Below are 22,051 nucleotides of genomic sequence, written 5' to 3' on the forward strand. Positions count from 1 at the left end.
TGAATGAAGGTTATAGAATGAAACATTGGATATCGATTCAGCTTATAAGCCTGCTGTTTTCAGCAAGCCCCCTGATTGCCAGTGGAACGGCATATTATCTGAGTTCTTCAAGCGGAAATGATTCGGGAGAGGGTACGCCTTCCAGTCCCTGGAAAAGTTTGTCCCGAATCAACAGCACGAAGCTGAAGCCTGGTGATGAAATCTATTTCAAAAAGAATGACCGCTTTGATGGCCGTTTTGTGCTGAATGGGTCGGGAACGAAAGATCAGCCCATTCGGATTACATCCTATGGTGAAGGTCCACTTCCGGTCATAACCGGTCATTCGGACGGGGGTGATTTTCAGGAAGCGGTCTATGTGCTGAACAACGATAATATTGTTTTTGACAGACTCGAGATTCAGAATGAACGCACCCGTTCGCGGTCCGGTGTAAAGGATGATGATGCCTATGGCCTGCATGTTCATAATACCGGAGGCCGGGTGATGAAAAATATCATCGTCCGTAACATGGTTTTTAAGAATGTTTACGCCGTGAAGCCCATGCTGAATCCGGATGACTTTGATGGGATTGAAGTGGCCGGTATTCGGTTTTCATCCTCCAGAAACCGGAGGGGTCATCCTCCTAAAAACATCCGCAATATCCTGGTTGAAGATTGCCTGTTCAGTGATATCCAGCGATTGGGTATTCATATCAAACATAGTGGAAGTCAGGACGGGGCGCGTGATCCGATCAATCACAATGAAAATGTGATCGTCCGAAATAATGAGTTTCATCATCTGGGAGGAACCAGTGTGCTTCCGATTCGCACGTATAACTGTCTTATCGAAAACAATCTGTTTAATCATCCGGGCTCCAGCAAAGATTCCCGCATGCCGGGGCGGGGCAGTTCGGTGTGGACCTGGCGATGTGTGAACACGGTCATTCAGCGCAACACCTGCCTGAGTACGCGGGGCTATCTGGATTCCCACGGCATTCATATTGACCATGAAAATATCAATACCTTCGTGCAGTATAATTACATGGAAGATTGCGAAGGGGGCTTTGTTGAAATTCTCGGCGGGAATTCCAATGCAGTGTATCGCTTCAACATCAGTGTGAACGACGGGTGGCGTGATAATCCGAACTGGGGCAGCAGCAATCATACGCTGTGGATCAATAATGTGGGCCCCGGAAAAAAAGAACATCACTGCACGCATTCCTATATCTACAATAATACGGTTTTCATGGATCGGGATTTCAGTACCGCCATTGAAATGAATGCAAAGAACACCTTTATTTACAACAATCTCTTTGTGAATGAAGGCGGTGGTGAAATCGGCGGAAAACGGGTGATGGTCAAAAACAACGACACACCGCTTTTTCTGAAAAACAACTTATATTCCGGAGGAATCAATTCGGAGTTTACCGATATGGATTCTGATCCGGTGATGGCTGAACCGATGTTTTCCGGCAGCGGGGAAGGTGCTGAACGATTTCGGCTTGCTGTAAACAGTCCGGCGAAACATGCCGGTGTTCCCGTTGCCGGTCCTCCGATTCCCGGCGCTGGGAAGGGCGTCTTCAAACATCTGCCGCCATATCCCACCGAGGATTATTTCGGCAATCCGATTGATCTTTCCCGCGGAACGCCAACGCTGGGAGCAGGGAAATGATCGGTATACTTCGGACACTGGTGATTACAGGACTGTTCTGGACGGTGACGGGATTTGCAGCTCCTGCCCTTTTCGATATGACCGAAATCCGTGATGCCTCCACATTGAAAGAGGATGTTCAGCAGGATTGGCATACCGTTTCCGGGAAAATGGAAACCCGGCAAAAAGTGATGACGATCAGCGTCGGCCAACTCTGGCCGGGTCAGGATTATCGGGTGCCGGTGCGGTTGATTGTTCCTGCTGACACGAAAGCAAAAGGTTTCTGGCTGACGGGTGGACATCAGCTGAAAGGATTTGAGGGCGATGCCGCACTCAATCGTTTAGAGGCAGAACTGCTGGAGGGTGGTGTCGGCATTGTACATACGATTGTGCAGGAACCGGGCTCCTGGGGACAGAAGACGCTGGGTAATGAAATGTATTCGCGTTTTCTGAAAACCCTGAATCCCCGATATTCGATTCAGTATTGGGGATGGCCGGCTTCACTGATGCGGGCGATTACAGCGGCGTATGCTGAAGAAGTTCATTTTGAGATGGGGAAAGTAGCCGTTTCCGGCGGCTCTAAAAACGGGGCATCTCCCTCGGTGGCCCTGATTCATGATGAACGCATCACTGCCCAACATGGCACGGTTTCGCCGCTTTGGGAATCTCCATTGCGTCTTTGCGATTCGAAGGCCTGGAATAGATTACGGGACTACAATAAACAGGCCGGCGTCAAACGCCCGCACCGCTTCCTCGGTGGAACGTATGGCCCGGTGTATAACGAGGATGCGCTCCGACTGGGAAGAAGCTGGGCGGAATTGGAGCAATTAGCTGGAGAAATGGCCGATGCGGTCTTTATCTCCAAAAATTTCCAGGCATTGGAAAAACGCGGCGCGGCCCTGTTGTTTGAGCCGGGGACACATGATTTTGTCTGTTTTGATGTGGCCTGGGGCGGGGAGCACTATCCGGAAATTCCGGTATTTTACCCACCCAATTCCGGCCATGGGAAAAAGGGCAACCATCCCGGCACTATAAAAGGGGTGCAGAATCGTGAAGCGCTGCTGCTGCATCACTTCTTCCCCGGTAAGACCGATTCCTTACTTCCGGTTCCGGAAATGGAAATACATCGTGAAAATGACGAAGTGGTTGTGACCACAACGTTTCCTGAAAATCAATCGGCCGAAGGAGGGCGCTTGTATTGGATGTTTGACCGTCCGCCGGAAGGGTCGGATGCCTACCTGAAGCAGTTGATGACCGATGAAAACTGGGTGGAAATGGAATGGGATGAGGATAATACATGCTGGTCCGGACGTATTCCGGTCCGGAATGGGGCGGCAAGCGTTGATCTTTTTTCGAGTCATTGGAAGCGCGTTGAAGCGCCGGGAAGAAGACTGCAAACCGCAATTTCTTCTCCCTACAGGCGGGTCGTTTTGAAGTAGCGTGTTTTGAGAGGTTGAAGATGACGTTTTGTGGAATGAGTGGTCTTATCGGCAGACCTGTAGGTTTCACCAGATGTTTTTTTCGGGGGTCTGAGATAGATTCAGGGGTAATTGTAATCGTGGAATAACTGTGTATTGCATAAGTTGTACTGCATAAATAACTTGGGTATTTTATGAGAAATAGATTTTTAATGGGTATCGGGCTTGCGGGAATGCTGGCGGTTTTGGCTCAGGCAGCCGATCAACCGAATGTAGTCATTATTTACGGCGATGATGTCGGATATGGCGATGTAGGCGCCTACGGTTCGGAAAAGATTCCTACCCCGAATATTGACCGTTTGGCGGCACAGGGGTTGCGTTTCACAGATGGGCACTGTTCAGCCGCCACCTGCACACCCTCTCGTTTTTCCATGCTTACAGGGATTCATGGGTTCCGCCACAATGCGCGGGTGCTTCCGCCAAATGCTCCGCTGATTGTTCCGACGGATAAACTGACCCTGCCCAAGCTGTTTAAAAAAGCAGGCTATCAGACGGCCGTGATCGGAAAATGGCATCTGGGCATTGGAGAAAAGGGAACGCCGGTCGACTGGAATGGAGATGTAAAACCCGGTCCGCTGGAAGTCGGGTTTGATTATTCCTTCCTGCTGCCGTCCACCAACGACCGCGTACCCTGTGTGCTGATGCGTAATCACCGGGTGATCGGTCTGGACCCAAAAGACCCGCTCTATGTCGGGAATAAACTGAAAGAGGTCCAGAAACCGGGGAGTACGCAATATCCGGATGGCCGGACCAATCGTGAAGCGATGACATTTTATCCCAGCACGCATGGTCATGATAACAGCGTGATCAACGGCATCGGCCGTATTGGCTATCAGTCGGGCGGAAAGTCCGCGCTTTGGGACGATGCGACGCTCTCGGATGTATTTGTGGAGGAAATGAAGAGCTACATCGCAGACCACAAAGAGAAACCGTTCTTCCTCTACTTTGCTTCGCAGGATATCCATGTGCCGCGTGTGCCGCATCCGCGTTTCCGTGGAGCAACCAAACTGGGCTATCGCGGCGATGCCATGGTGCAGTTTGACTGGACCGTCGGCGAAATCATGAAAACGCTTGAACAGCATGGTTTGACGGAAAATACCATCGTGGTTTTTTCCAGCGACAATGGACCGGTTTATGACGATGGCTATGAAGACGGCACCACCGTCCTCTGCTCTGAAGAGGAAGGAGAAAAGGGACATGATGGTTCCGGCATCTGGCGCGGTGGAAAATACCAGATTTATGAAGGCGGCACCCGGGTTCCGTTCATAGTCAGCTGGCCGGCGAAAATCCAGCCGGGAACATCGGATGCCTTAGTGAATCAGATCGACCTGCTGGCTTCATTTGCCGACCTGCTGGATCAGCCGTTGGCCAAAGATGACGCGGCAGACAGCCGCGGTACATTGGATGCTTTCCTCGGCAAGGATGAGGTGGGCCAGGAATATATGATCGAGGAATCCTTCGGGCTGGCCCTGCGCAATGGCGACTGGAAATATATCGAACCGTCTCAGCCTCAATGGCCCAACGGCCGCCCGGCGATTGAGCGATCGCTTTACCATCTTGAAAAGGATCCTTCGGAAACCACCAATGTAATTGCGGAGTATCCTGAAGTGGCCGATGAAATGGAACAGCAACTGAAGAAAATGGTTGAGAGCGGCGGGATCCGTTCGTTGAAGTAAAGATGAATAGTATGAACTTCAGATTGAGTCTACTCCCATGGTTGGCGTTGCTGTTTGCAACGACCCTGTGCCGTGCGGAAAAAATGATCCAGCCCTTGGAAGATCAGCGTCCGCTGAAGCTGCCGATGCGGGTGGTCAATTTTGAGGATGGACACATCCAGGCCGCCCTGCCGGAAAAAGGTACTTCGCTAAAAGCGACTATTCGTCCGGAAGGAAAAACCTGGAATTGTTCAGAAAAACTCTGGCTTCTGCTTGATGTCGAAAATCGCGGTGATGAACCCGTGCTGGTTCGAGCAGAGGTTTCATCCGAGAAAAATAAGGGTTGGGGAACCAACAAGGGGGCGGTCGTCATTCCTGCTGGGGTAACCGGAACACTTCCTGTGTTAATTATCCGGGGCGAAGTCGGCGAGCGGACGGAGGAGCTGAAAAAGTTATTCGACCGAATGCGCGGCTATCCCGGCGGGCATCAGCAGACGAGCTGGCGGGTGATCAATGCATCGTTACTCAACCGCGTGCAGTTACAGTTTTTTACAGATGCGGATGCCGTGAACTGTACCGTTTCCAACCTGCGCGGTGCCGTCGATTTTTATCTGCCCGCAATGGACGAGCTGAAAAATAATTATGTGCCCGCGACGGATAAATATGGCCAGAACCGACAGGCGGATTGGAAATTTAAGATCAAATCAGATGAAGATTTTTCGACTGCCCATAGAGCTGAGCTCCAATGGTTGGAAAAGTTCCAGACCCTGGAAAACCGCACGAAGTATGGCGGTTGGACGGGTGATGAACAGTTCAAGGCGAACGGCCATTTCCAAACCTTGGAAAAAAACGGGGTTTGGTATTTGCTGGATCCGGAAGGCCGTCCATTCTGGTCGTTTGGTGCCACAGGCTTTAATCTGGGTTTGGGCAAAACCAAAACGCCGGGTGTTGGAAACTGGAACCCGCGTCAGAGTAACCTGAAAATAAAATTCGGCGAAGAATGGCGCGACGAGTATCCCCGGTTTGTTCATGAACGACTTCGTGCGTGGGGCATGAATACGCTGGGGAACTGGAGCAGTCCGGATTTTTACAGCCTTCAGAAAACCCCTTATGTGGTTGCCGTCCACTTTCGCCGTCCGTCGTTGCATGAACCGGATGAGCATGCGCATAGCAGCCTGCCGGATGTGTTTCATGAGGATTACCGTTCGGCGGTATTCAACGCCGTGGAAAAGTTCCCGAAAGAAGCGGTTGATCCGTGGTGCATCGGCTTTTTTATTGATAATGAACTGCCTTTTCACCAACCGGCCACTCCGGCAACCAAGGCACTGCTTTCGGGGGTGGAGAATGCGAGCCGTAAGGTGTTTATTACTCAACTGAAAGAAAAGTATGCATCGATTGAGGAGCTGAATCAGATATGGAATGCCGATTTTACGGACTGGGATGCGGTTGCTCCTGTTAAAGGGAAATGGAGCGAACAGCGCCATGCGGATATGCTGGAATTCAGCGAGGCATGGTATCGGGAATATTATTCGATCTGCCGGGAGGCCATGCGCGCCGGGGCGCCGGATAAACTGTATCTGGGCAGCCGCATTAATCATTCGAAAAATCAGACCGCACTGAATATCTGCAGTGAATATGCCGATGTGGTCAGCATTAACTTTTATGACTACACGCCGGATTGTTTTGAGCCGCCGGAAGGTTTTAATGCGCCGGTTATCATCGGTGAATATCACTTTGGAACCGTGACGGAACGGGGGATGTGGGGCAGTGGCCTGTGTTCGGGTATGGATATCGATCATGTTTCTGAACTGTTCCGCAACTATACGCGGGAAGCAGTGAAGAATCCGCTGATCGTCGGATCGCACTGGTTCAAGTTTTCGGACCAGCCGCTGACCGGCCGGAAAGACGGCGAGAATTATCGTATTGGTTTTGTTGATGTAACGGACACCCCGTATCCGGAAATGGTGAAAGCCTGCCGGACGGTGACAGACGAAATGTACCCCCTTAGAAAAACTCTGGAGAAGGAGTGAAATAATGAAACATTTTTTAATATCCCTTATGGCCGGTTTGGCGCTCAGTGCACAGGCTCAGGAGTGGAATGATTTATCCATCCTTCAGGTAAACCGGGAGGCCCCGCGGGCAACCATGATGGTTTATGATGATGCTGCAAAGGCGGTTCAGTATGACCGCACGGCATCAAAATGGTTTCAGTCGCTTAATGGGGATTGGAAGTTTAACTGGACACGCTCTCCGAACGATCGGCCGGTCGACTTTTATAAACCGGCGTATGATGTGAGCGACTGGACGACGATTCCGGTTCCGGCTAATTGGGAGATGGAAGGGCACGGCCTCAAAATTTACACCAACATAAAATATCCCTTCGAAAAGAATCCTCCCCATGCGCCGACGGAGTGGAACCCGGTGGGCTCCTATCGCCGCGAATTTGAAGTTTCCAAGGATTGGAAAGGGCGCGATACGTTTATTGTTTTTGATGGCGTTCAGTCAGCTTTTTATCTGTGGGTGAACGGGAAAAAGCTGGGGTATTCCCAGGGTAGCCGCACTCCGGCGGAATTTAATCTTACGCCGTATTTGCAGGACGGTAAAAATACGCTGGCGGTCGAAGTGTACCGCTGGTGCGATGGCTCCTATCTGGAAGATCAGGATTTCTGGCGTCTGTCCGGCATCTATCGGGACGTTTATCTGTGGAGTACTCCGAAAACGCACATCCGTGATTTCACGGTGGTCACTGATTTTGATGAAAACTATGACAATGCGGAGCTCGCCATAGAGCTGGACATTACCGGAACCTACGGATCGGTCGGCGTAGTTCTACTCGATGAAAACGGTAAGGTTGTATTGGAAAAAGAAACGGCGCATCCTGTATCCCGTATCGTGCATCCAGTATCCAACCCCCGGAAGTGGACGGCTGAGTCGCCGAACCTTTACACGCTTTTACTAACGCTGAACGATGCCGACGACAAGGTGCTTGAAATTATTCCGCAGCGCGTCGGCTTCCGTGAGACGGAAATTATCAACAGCCGTTTCTGCATGAACGGCGTGCCGGTGCTGATCAAAGGGGCCAATCGTCATGAGCACCATGCCGATACCGGACACACCATTGATCGTGCATCCATGATCCGCGATATCCAGCTGCTGAAAGAGAACAACTTTAATGCGGTGCGTACCTGCCACTATCCCAATATGCCGATGTGGTATGACCTGTGTGATGAATACGGGATCATGCTTTGGGATGAGGGCAATATTGAATCGCACGGTATGGACTATGGGGCGGAGTCGCTGGCCAAGCAGCCAGAGTGGAAAACTGCACATATGGACCGTGTTCAACGTATGGTTGAACGGGATAAAAACCACCCGTCGATTATAACGTGGTCCATTGGGAATGAAGCCGGTGACGGTGAAAATATCGCGGCCTGTTATCAGTGGATGAAAGCCAATGATCCGACGCGCCCGGTCCATTACGAACGCACAGAAAAAGATCGCGAAAATACCGATATTATTAACACGATGTATAGCTCCGCCGCCAAAATCCGCACGTACACGGAAAGCGACTGGAAAAAACCGTTCATCATCTGCGAATATATGCATGCCATGGGAAATTCGAACGGTGGTGCAAAGGAATACTGGGACCTGTTCTATGAAGATAATACGGCGCAGGGGGGATTTGTCTGGGACTGGATGGACCAGGGGATTCGTATCCCGGTGCCGGAAGAGTTTAAAGGAACCATCGGAAAAGGGCCGGTAAAGGAAACCTTCTATGCCTATGGCGGCTGGTTTGAGACGCCGGCCGGCATCCCTACGGACGGCAATTTCTGCATGAATGGTCTGGTCAGTGCGGGACAGGTGCCGCACCCGGGCACCTATGCGATGAAATGGCTGCAGCGCAATGTTCATGTTTCAGCGGTCGATCTTTCGGCGGGGACCGTGAATATCCGGAACTGGTTTGATTTTTCGGCGTTGTCTGATGTGGTTACCGGAAAATGGTCTATTGAAGCCGATGGCGTTCAGGTGGCGGAAGGTGCAGTTGCGGATTTGAATATTGCGCCGCACACGGAAAAAACGGTGCATCTTGATCTTCCTGAACTGACTCCGGAAACCGGAAAAGAATATTTTCTGATCGTGAAGTTTTGCGCGAAGCCAACCTATCATCCGCTGGTTCAGGATGGACACCTGCTGGCCTGGGACCAGTTTAAGCTGCCGATTGGAACCCCGGCGGTTTATGTTCCGGCCAAGGGAACGGTTTCGGTGGATGAATCGAAGCAGGCCCTTGTTGTAACGGGCAGGGATTTTGAAGTTGTTTTTGATAAAAAGTCAGGCACGTTGGCATCATATAAGGCCGGCGGGCGGGCACTGGTAGTCGGCGGCGGCCTCCCTGAAATCTCCCGCGCATTGGTCAACAATGATATCGGCAAGAACCCTAAAGTGAATCCGGCGCTCCATACTGCCAGCGGGAAGGCGCGGGTTGAAAGCGTGAGCGTTGAAAACGCGGACGGCGTGGCCAGAGTCACGGTTCGCAAGATGCTGCCGACGGTGAAAAGCAGTTTTGCCGCAGTCTATACGGTTTATCCCGATGGGGCGGTCGTGGTTGACGCGTCGTTTGACTTTTCGCAACTGCCTGAAAAAATCGGCCCGCCGCTTCGGGCAGGTATGCAGTGGAAGCTGGCGGGTACGCTGGAAAATATGGAATGGTTCGGTCGCGGTGGCGAAACCTATATGGATCGTAACTTTGAGTTGATCAGCCGCTACGCCGGAACGGTGGATGAGCAGTGGATCGACTATTCACGCCCGCAGGAAAACGGAAACAAAACGGATGTCCGCTGGGCGGCGTTTACCGATGACGAAGGACATGGCCTGCTCGTGGCTGCCGAAGGAGGACCGGTTGGAATCGATGCTCGGTTCTACAGTCCGGAGACCATGCGGAATTCCAAGTATAGTTTTCAGATGAAACGCTCGGACTCGATCTACCTGCATGTCGATGCGGCGCAGAGCGGAGTCGGCGGGATTAATTCCTGGAAAACGCCGCCACTGGATAAGCATCGGTTGCTCAACAGCACCTATACCTACCGCTATCGCCTGGTCCCGGTTGCCGGATCCAGATAAAAAACTTCGTTATCATTAAGCGGCCATTTTTATGGACGGGAAATGTGCGCTGACCTGTGGGGCACAGATCCCTACCTATTACCCGGCATCAAACAGCGATAGATCCCACTGGTCATGCCAGTGAATGCTATAGCGGGTTTCGTCATCAAACGTGAGCGGCAGCCATACATAGCGGCCGTCGATGGCATTTTCCGGGCACCAGATGTCGAAGAGGGCGATGTAGGCATCTTCTTTCCCGTGTATATGGAGGACATAGGTGCTTTGTGCGCCGAAGGTTTTTTCCGGCCCCAGGTTGTTTTGCGGATTAGTACCGTGGCAGGGATTCTCCAGTTCGGTCCAGAGACCGAGCAGGGTGTCGGCGGCGAGGGCGGAGCGGGCGGCATTCGGGGCCCAGCCGGTGCAGCCCGAAGCCAACAGGAAATATTTCCCCTTCCGTTTAAAGAGGGCCGGAGCCTCCATGAAGCGGGTAGGGAACAGGCGCACATAGTTCCCGGTATGGCCGGTATAATCATCCGTCAGCTCGGCAATATGCAGGGTGGCGTTGTGCTCTGAGGCATAGACATGATAGGCCTTGCTGTCATCATCAACAAACAGGTTCATGTCCCGGGCCATCTGCCCGCCTTCATAATGAGAGCCCAGTAGATTGTAGTGCTGGTGAAGGTGGGTTTGTTCGCCAATGAACTCTTGATCCCGGGCCTGGGCGGCGGCGATGGATTCCGGATCTTTCTGGTCTTCTGTTACGTTGACCGGCCAGTGTCCGGCATTGGGTCGCAGGCTGTGTTTAAAGGTGAACGGTCCGGCCGGACTATCGGCCACTGCAACGCCGCTGCGGGCCGTGGAATAGCCTTCCCCTTTGCGTTCCAGATGAAACCACATTACAAATTTTCCGGTCTTGGCATTAAAGATCACTTTCGGCCGTTCCAGGATACAGCCTCTTGCAATCTCGCTGTGTTCATCGTCCGATACGGTCAGGGCAATGCCTTCGTCGGTCCAGTTATACAGGTCGGGGGAGGAATAACAGTGCACGCCGACCATGGCCACGTTTCCGGCGGTGCCTTCAATCTTGTGTTCCCCATACCAGTAATAAGTGTCGTCGTGAAAAAGCAACCCGCCGCCGTGGGCATTGATCGGGGTTCCGTCGGTGTCGTTCCAGATGGATCCGGGGGTGAAGTATTTGTAGTTCATAATCGTTTAAGGTATGGGCTCCGGCCGGCTTCCGGAAAGAGCCTGGTTAAGCGGGCATCGGTTTGACCCCAAATTACAATTCATCTTCGTATCGGTTCGGGTGGGCCTGCTTCCTGAACTCATTCGGTGTTTGTCCCATGGCTTTGCTGAAGAAATGATTCATGTACTGCGCAGATGAAAAACCAAGCTCTTCGGCAATTTGTCCGGCATTTCGATCGGTATTCAGCAGCATGTTTTTAACGCGCTCCAACCTGCACCGGCTTATTTCGTCCTGGATACTGCAGTTCATGGCGCGTTTAAACACCCATTGAAGCGTGCGCAGGGGAACGTCGATTTCTTTGGTGATTTCGGCGACACTGAGATGACGGTGGCTGTTGTTTTTAATATAGCTGAGAGCGGTGGCTACGCGCAGGTCCTCTACCGCGAGGATATCCGAGGACTGGCGTGCAACCAGCCCCTTGGGCTCGACATGGGTCAACGGCTCTTCAAGATGTTCACCCTGCAGGAGACGGTCGAGCCGGGCTGCGGCCGCATACCCCACGCCTTCCCAGTTCAGGTCAATACTGCTCAGGGGAACCTCGGTATACGGGCAGATGACGGGATCGTTGTTGGTGCCGATCAGGGCCACCTGTTCCGGCACCGCAAGTCCGAGGCGGTGGCAGGCCCTCATCAGCAGGGCCGCGCCCTCGTCTTCAATAGCATATACGGCGATGGGCCTGGGCGAATCGGTTAGCCACTTTTCGAGCATCGCACGGTCTTCGGGATTGGGACTGAATGAGCCTTTCTGATGATCGGTCTGCGGCATATGCCAGTTGGCGGCGGAATATCCTTTTTCGCCAATGGCATGGCAGAAACCGCCGCGCCGCTCGTCAACATACCAGTGTGACTGCGTGCTGAAGACGGCGAACTCTTTAAAACCCCTCTTCAGGAACTCCTCCGCAGCCAGGCGTCCGGCCTTGGTGTTGTCGGGATACACCCGCGGTATATCCAGCGAACTGTAATGACTTAAGTCGATGGCCGGCACATCGTACTTTTCAACCAGGCGGGAGCGTCGCAGGTCATTCGGGCCAAGCATGACGATCTGCCCATCGGCTTCAGGTATATCGAGTGCCAGGCCCATGTGAGGCATGGCCACGATATCCCACTTCTTGGTCTTGGCATATTCCAGAATGCCCTGGTGAATGCGCACGTCATACCAGCGAAGCGATAGCGCGATGAGTTTTCTGCTGTGATCCATAATCTATTACCTGGCTTATTTGCGCATTTTATATGATTGATTGTAAAATAGTGCAAGTAAGAATTGGTTAAGTATTAATAAAAAGTGCCATATATGCTTGTTTATCTAAACTAAAGTGCGCAATAAAATAAAAATAATAATGTACAAGCGCAATGGCGGATGTCATATTGCGCGTTTTCAATGGAGCCCTTCCTGTTTAAGGGGCTGTATGGATGTAACCACCTTATCGGAGAGAAAATATGAGCGAAAAAATACATGCAAAAAAAGGCGGATTCACGCTGCCGGCGCAGGCCGGTCTGGACGAGGTCGTATTGGATCTGGCCAAGCGCTGGGGAGCCGATGCCTTCCGCGATTCGGACGGCACGGTCCTTTCGGAATCCATCACAGAACTGGGGTATGACATCTATTCCACCCTCTGTCTGATCCGTGCAGATCAGGAGTGGAACAACGAGCACCCGGAGGATAATCAGCAGAAATATCTGTTTTCCACGCCGCAGACTGCGCGTGAGGCTGTGATGGAAATCGATATTCTCGAGCGCTACTCCAAAGAACAGTACCGTATCGATGAAATTAACGATGCCGCAACATACTGGGAAGTCGTCAACCGTACGACCGGTGCCATTGTTCCGGTTTCCGACTGGGATTATGCCGATGGCATCGTGACGGTCCGCAATTGCGAAAAATGGAATGTCTACAGTGTCAATTTTCTCGTCTATCAGATCTGGGAAACCACGTCGATGTACAACCACATCACCAACGACTGGGGCGATGCACCGCACCAGTCCGGCATCGACCCGCGCAAGGCCGAAACCCGCGAGCACATTGCAAAGTTCCTCGACAAGTGGCTGGAAACGCATCCGAATACCGACTGGGTCCGCTTTACTTCTATGGCCTATCAGTTCCCGATCATCACCAACCCGAAACGTGAAACGCTTTATCAGGACTGGTATGGGTACCTGGACTGCATGTCTGCACAGGCACTCGATGAGTTTGAGGAAAAGAAAGGCTATCGCCTGCGTCCGAATGATCTCATCGATGACGGCTATTTCAACTCCACCGACCGTGTGCCGACCAGGGCGTATCTGGACTGGATCGAGTTTACCCACGAATTTATGGTCGGCTGGGCCAGGGACTGCGTGAAGCAGGTACACGATGCCGGAAAGAAAGCCATCCTGTTCTACTGCGACCACTGGATCGGTACCGAGCCGTATAAGCCGGCTTTTCAGGAAATCGGCTATGACGGCATTATCGGCCCGTGCATCAACGGACGCGAAGTACGCCGCGTGGCTGATGTGCCGGGGGACCTGGTGAAAGAACTGCGCTTCTATCCCTATTTCTTCGAAGTGGATCTGTTGAATGAGCCGACCTTTAAAGAGGGCGGTGATCCGGTTCGCGACTGCAAAAAATACTGGATGTGGATCCGCCGCGCGATGCTGCGTAAGCTGGTGCACCGCATCGGCTATGGCGGCTATCTCGACCTGGCGATCAAGTATCCGGACTTTATTAAGTACCTGGAGTATCAGACCCGGGAATACTATGCGATTTGCGAACATACCGGGTTTACGCCGGTTCAGAATGCTCCGTTCAAAGTGGGCATCCTGAATGCCTGGGGGCGCGATCGTTCCTGGGGCTTTGATCAGTCGTGGCCGCTCGGTGGCATCACGGAATCGCTCTCCGGGCAGCCGTTCGATATCGAATGGATCAGCTTTGACGATATTCGGGGCGGTGTGCCTGAAGAATTCGGTGTGATCCTCAACTTCGGTCTGGCCGGCACCTCCTGGAGCGGCGGCGAAAACTGGACGGATCCGCGCGTGGTTTCCTCCATCCGCGAATTTGTAGACAACGGCGGCGGTTTCCTCGGACTGCTGGACCCGACCGCCCACGAAAACGGCGGCGCATTTTATCAGTTGTGGGACGTGCTCGGCGTGCAGAAGGAATACGGCCTTTCGAACGATACGAAGAAAGTCCTTCCGACCGACATTTCGGAAGGACACTTCCTTGCGGAAGACCTGGCGTCGACCGATCCGAAGCTCGGCAAGCATGTGCAGACCATCTATCCATGCATCGAATCCACGCAGATTGTTGCGAAGGATGACGAAGGCAGCGTCACCATTGCCACCAACGATTTCGGAAAAGGACGCGGGGTGTACCTGGCCGGGTTCGAGCTGGGCGCCGAACAGAACCGTCTGCTGCAGCGCGCCATCTGGTATGCCGCCGGCCGTGAAGAAGACATGAAGAAAACGTGGTTCTCTTCCAATATTGAAACCGAGATTGCGGGCTACCCGGAAACCGGAAAATATATCGTGATCAACAGCTCGAATGAGCCGCAGACGACCACGATTACGGACGGGCAGGGTAACACCAAAACGGTTGAGCTCGACGCAAACGCATCGCAGTGGTTCGACTTCGCCGGAAACAAAATTTAAGCAATAAGGAGCCAGATCATGAGCGGAACAAACGAAATAACAAATGACGTCAGCGACCGTGCTGCGGCTAAAAAGAGCGGCAAGCTCAGCTTCAAGGAGAAGTTTTCCGTCGGGACCGGCGGATTGACCGTTTCTCTTGGTAACCAGAGTGTCCGGACGACCGGGCAGGGTGTTCTGAACATGATTCTCGGGATTCCCGCCCAGTGGGTGGGAATCGTACTGGCTATTCCGTTGCTGTGGGATGCGATTACCGACCCGATTATGGGTAATTTCTCCGATAACTTTAAGTCGAAGCATGGTCGTCGCCGTCCGTTTATTTTTGGCGGCGCGATTCTGATGGGACTGACCTTTGCCAGTATCTGGATGATTCCGATGGGGTGGAGCGATGCGGGTAAGCTGACCTGGTTTCTGGTGACCAGTCTGCTGTTTTATACCGCCTACACCATCTTCTCGGTTCCGTTCATGGCGCTGACCTATGAGATGACGCCGGATTACGACGAGCGCACGGCGGTGCAGGGCTATGTCACCTTCTGGAACCGCCTGGGCGAGATGACCTATATGGGTCTGATTCCGCTCTCGCTGATCTTTGTTGCGCGCAAATACGGCTATGCCGACAGTAATGATCTGACTGCGCTCCAAAAAATGGAAGGGATACGTGTTGCGGCAGCAATTTACGGCGGGATCGGCATGACTCTGTTCGGTATGTTGCCAGCTTTCTTTGGTAAAGAGCGCAATTACGAGCTCAACCTGAAAGAGCATCAGGGCAAAAAAGATCCCTTCTGGCAGTCGGCTAAGCTGGCTCTTCAGAACAAGGCTTTTGCGATTCTCTGTTCGTTGGCCGTGTTCACGATTATTGCCGGCGTGTTTGCCAGCAACATGGATTGGTACTTGCTGATTTATTATCTGTCTGACGGTGATGTAGCTCTCGGTACGCAGTGGAAGCTCATCGTGACGATCGGCTATGCAGTTGTCGGTGTTCTCGGTATTCCGCTGATCGTCTGGTTGACGGGAAAAATGAGTAAGATTCACGGGTTCATGTTCATTTACGGTATGATGATTCTCAATGCGCTGATCCGCTGGATTGTTTATCGACCGGGTCGTTTTGATGATCCGCTTGTCTGGGGCAGTCTCGCGGAATCCGGTTCTTCGCTGGCCGCCATTGCAAAATCGCTGATCTGGCTCGACCCGCTGACCGGAGGCTTTTTCTGGATCGGAGTCGGGGTTTTGGGGCAGTCCTTGATTGCGGATGTGTGCGACGACGACGAAATCAAAAACGGACACCGCCGCGAGGGCATGTTCGGGGCCATCTACGGATGGGCCAGCAAGGCCTCTTTCGCGTTGAGCTTTGTGCTGATCGGTATTTTCCTGGCTATGATCGGCTTTGATCCGGCTCTTTCAGAACAGACGCCGGCCACCTATTTCAATATGCGCGTGGCCATGTGTGTTGGCGCGGCCGGTCCGGCGATTCTCTGTTTCGTGCTGTTGGCCTTCTATCCGCTCAACAAGAAAAAGGCTGAGGAAAACCGCGAAAAACTCGAAGCAAAGCGCGGCGAATCTTAACCATCACTATTCTGAAACAAGAGAAACACTATGAAAAAATTTGAACTACCAAATATCTATTTCGGGGGCGACTACACGCCCGAGCACTTCCCGAAGGACGTGATGGCCGAGGACATGCTCCTCATGAAAAAAGCGGGCGTGAATATTGCCACAATCAACGTATTCAGCTGGGGGCAACTCCAGCCGGATGAAGACACCTGGTGTTTTGAGTGGTTGGACGAAATCATGGATACGCTCGCTGCGAATGGCGTGGTTGCCGACCTAGGAACCGCGACGGCTTCGACTCCGGCGTGGATGGCGAAAAAGTATCCGGAGATTCTGCCGACCGATGAAACCGGTCTGCGCTGGAATCACGGCTCGCGTCAGTGCTTCAATCCGAACAGCCCGAAATATCGTGAATTGAGCGCGACGCTGGTTCGTAAACTGGCCGAGCGCTATAAGGATCATCCGGCGCTGTCAATGTGGCACGTGAATAACGAGCTCTCCCAGATGGTCGGTCAGGACTTCAGCGAAATCTCGATCAATAAATTCCGCAACTGGTGCAAAGATAAATATGGTACCTGCGAAAACCTGAACCAGAGGCTGGGTCTCTATTTCTGGGGCAACAATATCTATGACTGGGACGAGTTGATGCCGCCGATGAAGACGGCCCATCAGCACAGCACCAGTCTGTTGCTCGAATGGAAACGGTTCATCAACGAGTGCTATATGGAAGTGGCCAAGGCGGAAATCGATATCCTGCGCGAAATAACGCCGGACGTTCTGATCACCACCAACTTCCTCTACGAATACAAGATGCTCGATTATCACGCTTGGGCGGACATGATCGACTTCATCTCAGTCAGCTCCTTCCCCGACCCGAAAACCACCAACCACCCGGGCGAGGCGGCGCTCAGCCACGATATTATGCGCGGTCTGAAAGATCAACCGTTCGTGCTGTTGGAGCAGGCCCCGAGTCAGGTCAACTGGCGGCTGGCGAATGTGAACAAAAAACCGGGCGTGATGCGGCTTTGGAGCCATCAGGGAATGGCGCGCGGTTCCGACGGATTCCTTTTCTTCCAGTGGCGTGCTTCTGTTCACGGCTCGGAAAAATTTCATTCGGCGATGGTTCCGCATATCGGCGAAAACTCGCGCGCTTTTCGCGAGGTGACTCAGCTCGGAAACGAGTTGCCCAGCCTAAGCGAAGTGGTCGGCAGCGACGTACAGGCGGATGTCGCCATTGTGATGGATTACAACAACTGGTGGACCTGCGAATTTACGCCGGGCCCGACGGCGCTGCTCAACTATCTCGAAAACTTGCAGGCATATCACTATCCGCTGCACGAGCAGAATATCACAACCGATGTTGTTCCGGTTGATCGCGATTTCTCGAAATACAAGGTCGTGATCGCGCCCATTATGTACATGGTCAAGCCGGGCTTCAAAGAGGCGGTTGAAAAGTTCGTGGCCGAAGGCGGAACCTTCATCACCACCTTCTTCAGCGGGGTCGTGAATGAGGACGACGAAGTATTCAATGGCGGTTATCCCGGTCCGCTCAGCGACGTACTCGGCCTGAAGGTTGAGGAGTTTGAAGCCATGAAGCCGTACATCAAGAACAGCATGAAGATGAAGGATGGACAGGAGTTTGAGGCGCGCCTGTGGTGCGATATTCTGCAGTTGGATTCCGCGGAATCGCTGGCCGAGTACGGTTCCGACTTTTTCAAAGGGTCACCCGCGCTGACGGTCAACAGCTTCGGGAAGGGCAAGGCCTACTATGTCGCCACGCTGCCGGACAAGGCGTTCATGCAGCAGTTCCTGAAACAGGTCTGTGCAGAACAGGGCGTCGAACCGGTGGTTGATGCACCTGAAAATGTTGAAGCCGTGGTGCGGTCGAATGGCGATCAGGATTACCTGTTTGTGATGAACCATAACTATGAACCGGTTGATGTCACCTTGCCGGAAGGTGAATATTTTGATCTGCTGACGCAATCTACAGTAGAAGGCACCATAAGTATGGATGCCGTGCAGTCTTTGATCTTAAAGAAATAACGGGGCAACCCTGGAGAAGACGATGTTTTTGAAAACGATATTGACGAGTATGGCCTGTATGATGGTTTCCGCAAGTCTGGCCGCACTTCCGAGAGTAAAAGCAGTCGGAGACTGCAAACTGTTGAAATCGGATTCCGATGAATTGGCGGTTAAACTGAAGGGCGCGTCCGGTAAAGGATCACTGGTGCTGCGCTACGATTCTGAACAGCTGGATCTTTCGGATTTCAGCCATCTTGCAGTCGAGGCCGAAAATGAAACGGCCGGACGCATAGAACTTCGCGTTAAGGCGACGAGCGACCCGAACGATCCGCTGCGCCAGATTGACGGGCGCTGTTTTATCGAGGCCGGTCAGGAGCGTGAGCTTCAGGTGCTGGTCTTTCGTGATGCTTTGCCGGCAGGCTCTCCGTGGAGTAAATATTTCAGTCGAACCAAAGCACTTCCGGGGTATCAGAAAAAATGGATTTTTCCGAAGGACAGCAAGGTGCTTCAGGTGGATCTTACCGTGATCTGGGATGGTTTGAACGGGCAGGATAATACCGTTGAATTCTCGCTGCCGCGGGGGGCGGGCGAATATGCACTGGATAAAACCACGCCCGATGATCTGCCGCAGCCGCTGGTGGACGAAGCCGGTCAGCTGGTCAGTGAAACCTGGGATGGCAAGGTGATGGACCTCGCTGAACTTCCCAAGGATGGAAAAACGGATCTCGGAAAATACAGTTCGAACGGGCCGCTGCCTGAATACAGCAAATTCGGGGGATGGTTGAATGGCCCGCGCCAGAAAGCGACGGGACGTTTTTATACCAAAAAGATCGATGGAAAATGGTGGTTTGTTGATCCGGAAGGGTATCTGTTCTGGTCGCTGGGTGTTACCGGAGTCGGATTCGGTGAATCAACGCTGATTACGGGACGTGAACAGTTTTTTCCTGAACCAAGTACTGATAAAGATCCCCGGCTCTGGACAGCAGATGACCGCGAGCTCGAAGAAGGGGAAGTCGTCTTCAACTATCTCTACAGCAACCTGAAGAAAAAGTATGGTGAAACCTGGATCACCGATCACACGAAGGTTTGTCTGGGCCGCATGCTCGAGTGGGGGCTGAATACCTGCGGTGCCTGGCCTATCGAATCCGTTCTGGGTCAGAAGCGGGTGCCCTATACCCTCATTATTCATCCCGGTCAGCAGAGTGTCGGCGGGTTCGATAAAGTGCCGGATCCGTTTTCGGAAGAGTTCAAAAACGGGCTGCGGGCGGAAATGAAGGCGCTCGGTGAAAAATATGCTAATGACCCGTGGAACCTGGGCATCTTTATTGATAACGAACTGCACTGGAGCAACGGGAACCGACTGCCTATGCAGATCATCGACCAGGATTCATCGGTTCCGGCAAAACGGGGCATGATTGCATGTCTTAAAGTAAAATATTCCAACATCAAAGTGCTCAATAAAGCCTGGGGAACCGACTTTGCTTCGTTTGATGCCATCCGGAAGCCCGGAGATGATATATCGGGTAAGGAAGCGCTTTGGGAGGATATGGCTCTTTGTCTGGAGTATCATGCCGATGCCTACTTTTCCCAATGTGCGGCAGCGGTTAAAGAGTTCCTTCCGGGTACGCTTTATCTGGGATGCCGTATTCACGGCGCAGTTTATGGCAGTGCGAATCCCGTTGTTCAGAAAGTCGCGTCACGTCATTGCGATGTGGTGAGCTTCAATATCTATAAAGTTTCGCCGAAGGGCTTTGATGCGCCGATGGAAGTGGATCGTCCATGGCTGATCGGTGAATTCCATTATGGAACCGGTACGCATGGTATCTGGGGCCGCGGATTGATTCCCTCCATGGATGTGAATCATCAGGCTGAACTGTTTGAAGCATACATCGATGAAGTGCTGGAGCATCCAAACGTTGCGGGAGCGCACTGGTTCCAATGGGCGGACCATGTGACGACAGGGCGCTATGACGGTGAAAACTACCGGATAGGTTTTGTGAGCATTGTCGACCGCGCGTATCCGACGTTGGCCGAAGCGGCTCAGGATGCTGCGCAGAGCATGTATGAAAAACGTGCTGAAAAATAAGAGAGGAAGCGGAATGATAAAAACTATTGGAAAATCGTTCATTGCTGCGGTCGGATGTCTCGCCATAAGTGCGGGCGCGCAGAAGCCGAATATCGTATTCATAATGCTCGATGATTTCGGGTATTCACAACTGGAAGCCTTTTCGAGGGGACTGACGGTTGAAGATATCGATCCCAAAATGCTGGCCCACGTGGCTGAACATTCTGAATATACGCCGGAGCAGGCTTTCAAACAGCTGAAAAAGGCTTCGCCGACTCTCAGTCGCATGGCTGATAAGGGAGTCCGTTTTAACAATGCATTTGCCTGCAGTAACCTTTGTGCCCCTTCTCGAATCGGGGTGGCGACGGGTATCCTGCAGAACCGCTGGGGTATCTATCGTAACATCGACACCGAAGCTCACGGTCTGAAACCGAACTCCCATCTGGCGGAACGTTTGAAAGAGCGCGGGTATGCCACGGCACATGTGGGTAAGTGGCATGTGGGCTCACGCGATCGCGATATGGTGCAGCGCTTTCTGAAAAAGCATGATGTGAAGAATCCGGAAAAATACAGTTACTACACGCTGGAAAAGGATTATCCGCATATCATGAAGGAGTTGAAGAACGCGGGGTATCGCGGTTCCGTCGTGCCCAAGGATCATCCGCTCAATAACGGGTTTGATTATTATTTCGGCTACAACATGTGGGAGTGTATTTATTACAAAGCCCAGAATGTATGGGAAAACTTCGAACATGCCGGAGTTGTCAAAAAATATAACACGGACGCTTTCACAGAAAAGGCACTGACCTTTATGGAGAAGAGCCTGGATGAGGATAAGCCATTCTATGTTCAATTGCATTATCACACGGCACACCATCCGCTGAAACCGAAGGCGCCTGCAAAATATTTCAAACGGTTTGATTCGGGCGTTTACGATCTCGATAACTTTTATGCCCACGTTTTCGGGGTTGATGAATGTGTCCGTCAGATCGAGACGTTTCTGGCCGAGCGCGGTGAAGCGGAAAATACCATCTTTGTATTTACTTCCGATAACGGCGGTGCGGTCGGTGCCGCGTCGCCTTTACCCGGCAATGCGCCATTTTCCGGACATAAGGGGATGCTGAATCTCGGCGGCTTCCGTGTGCCGTTGTTTTTCTACTGGCCGGCCGAAATTAAAAAGCCGGCGGTTAAAGAGCAACTGGTTTCAACGCTGGATATCCTGCCGACCCTTGTCGATGCCGGGGGCGGAACACTGCCGGAAGGGCTGGACGGTCAGTCTTTACTGCCCTGGATGCTCGAAGGTGAAACGTCCAAGGTTCGGGATCACCTGGCCATTGGCGGAATCCATGCCCGGGTCTGGGCCTTTAACGGATATACCTCATTCTTCACCCATAATGTGTCCCGCGAAAAAGCGCCTTCGGGGTATATTGTCGCGGACGATACATATATTCTGCGGTACGTGTCGGAAACCATTCCGGATCTTTATAAAGATGCGGTGGATGGCATCCCTGCACATTATGTGCTGTACGACTACACCAAGGATCCCGGTGAACAGCATAATATTGCTGATCAGTTTCCGGAAAAAGTTGAGCAGCTGAAAGGCGTCTGGAAACGCGAATCGGCTGCATACCCGAAACCGGTTGCCTGGGGTGAGGATAAGTGGAAAGCGATGCAGGATTATAAGTAAAGGTT

12 protein-coding genes are annotated in these 22,051 nt (G+C 52.4%); 10 read left to right on the plus strand and 2 right to left on the minus strand.

Features of this window, described 5'->3' with window-relative positions; translation table 11 throughout:
- The first annotated feature begins 17 nt into the window (after nt 1-17).
- From E9954_RS24550 to E9954_RS24570, 5 genes are all read left to right on the plus strand, one after another.
- Nucleotides 18-1,649, plus strand: a complete 1,632-nt coding sequence (locus E9954_RS24550) for a right-handed parallel beta-helix repeat-containing protein (RefSeq protein ID WP_168442575.1) — start codon at nt 18-20, stop codon at nt 1,647-1,649.
- Complete coding sequence (locus E9954_RS24555; protein WP_187357967.1) at nt 1,646-3,067, plus strand: hypothetical protein; 1,422 nt, start codon at nt 1,646-1,648, stop codon at nt 3,065-3,067. Before E9954_RS24550 ends, E9954_RS24555 begins: the two co-directional genes overlap by 4 nt.
- Nucleotides 3,068-3,240: 173 nt before the next feature.
- On the plus strand, nt 3,241-4,782 hold the full coding sequence (locus tag E9954_RS24560; protein ID WP_222847305.1) for a sulfatase family protein: 1,542 nt from the start codon (nt 3,241-3,243) through the stop codon (nt 4,780-4,782).
- Between the two features lie 11 nt (nt 4,783-4,793).
- Nucleotides 4,794-6,791 carry a beta-galactosidase gene (locus tag E9954_RS24565; RefSeq protein WP_168442576.1) on the plus strand — a complete coding sequence of 666 codons (1,998 nt, stop codon included), beginning with the start codon at nt 4,794-4,796 and terminating at the stop codon, nt 6,789-6,791.
- A gap of 4 nt (nt 6,792-6,795) precedes the next feature.
- A complete protein-coding gene (locus E9954_RS24570; protein ID WP_136081912.1) occupies nt 6,796-9,879 on the plus strand; it encodes a glycoside hydrolase family 2 TIM barrel-domain containing protein in 3,084 nt (1,027 codons plus the stop codon).
- A 78-nt stretch (nt 9,880-9,957) separates the two neighbouring features.
- On the opposite strand, the gene E9954_RS24575 is transcribed toward E9954_RS24570, so the two are convergent.
- Both E9954_RS24575 and E9954_RS24580 read right to left on the minus strand, forming a co-directional pair.
- Complete coding sequence (locus tag E9954_RS24575) at nt 9,958-11,064, minus strand: glycoside hydrolase family 43 protein (RefSeq protein WP_136081913.1); 1,107 nt, start codon at nt 11,062-11,064, stop codon at nt 9,958-9,960.
- A gap of 73 nt (nt 11,065-11,137) precedes the next feature.
- A complete protein-coding gene (locus E9954_RS24580) occupies nt 11,138-12,301 on the minus strand; it encodes a substrate-binding domain-containing protein (RefSeq protein ID WP_136081914.1) in 1,164 nt (387 codons plus the stop codon).
- Between the two features lie 239 nt (nt 12,302-12,540).
- On the opposite strand from E9954_RS24580, the gene gnpA reads away from it, so the two are divergent.
- The 5 genes from gnpA to E9954_RS24605 are packed head-to-tail and all read left to right on the plus strand — an operon-like array spanning nt 12,541 to nt 22,046.
- Complete coding sequence (gene gnpA, locus E9954_RS24585) at nt 12,541-14,727, plus strand: 1,3-beta-galactosyl-N-acetylhexosamine phosphorylase (protein ID WP_136081915.1); 2,187 nt, start codon at nt 12,541-12,543, stop codon at nt 14,725-14,727.
- Nucleotides 14,728-14,745: 18 nt separating this feature from the next.
- Entirely contained in the window at nt 14,746-16,287 is a 1,542-nt protein-coding gene (locus E9954_RS24590; protein ID WP_136081916.1) for an MFS transporter, read from the plus strand.
- Nucleotides 16,288-16,317: 30 nt separating this feature from the next.
- Nucleotides 16,318-18,315, plus strand: a complete 1,998-nt coding sequence (locus E9954_RS24595; RefSeq protein WP_136081917.1) for a beta-galactosidase — start codon at nt 16,318-16,320, stop codon at nt 18,313-18,315.
- Between the two features lie 22 nt (nt 18,316-18,337).
- Entirely contained in the window at nt 18,338-20,380 is a 2,043-nt protein-coding gene (locus tag E9954_RS24600) for a beta-galactosidase (RefSeq protein WP_136081918.1), read from the plus strand.
- A 13-nt stretch (nt 20,381-20,393) separates the two neighbouring features.
- Nucleotides 20,394-22,046 carry a sulfatase family protein gene (locus E9954_RS24605; protein ID WP_168442577.1) on the plus strand — a complete coding sequence of 551 codons (1,653 nt, stop codon included), beginning with the start codon at nt 20,394-20,396 and terminating at the stop codon, nt 22,044-22,046.
- Nucleotides 22,047-22,051: the final 5 nt, after the last annotated feature.

It is taken from the genome of Pontiella desulfatans (genome assembly GCF_900890425.1).
Taxonomy (GTDB): domain Bacteria; phylum Verrucomicrobiota; class Kiritimatiellia; order Kiritimatiellales; family Pontiellaceae; genus Pontiella; species Pontiella desulfatans.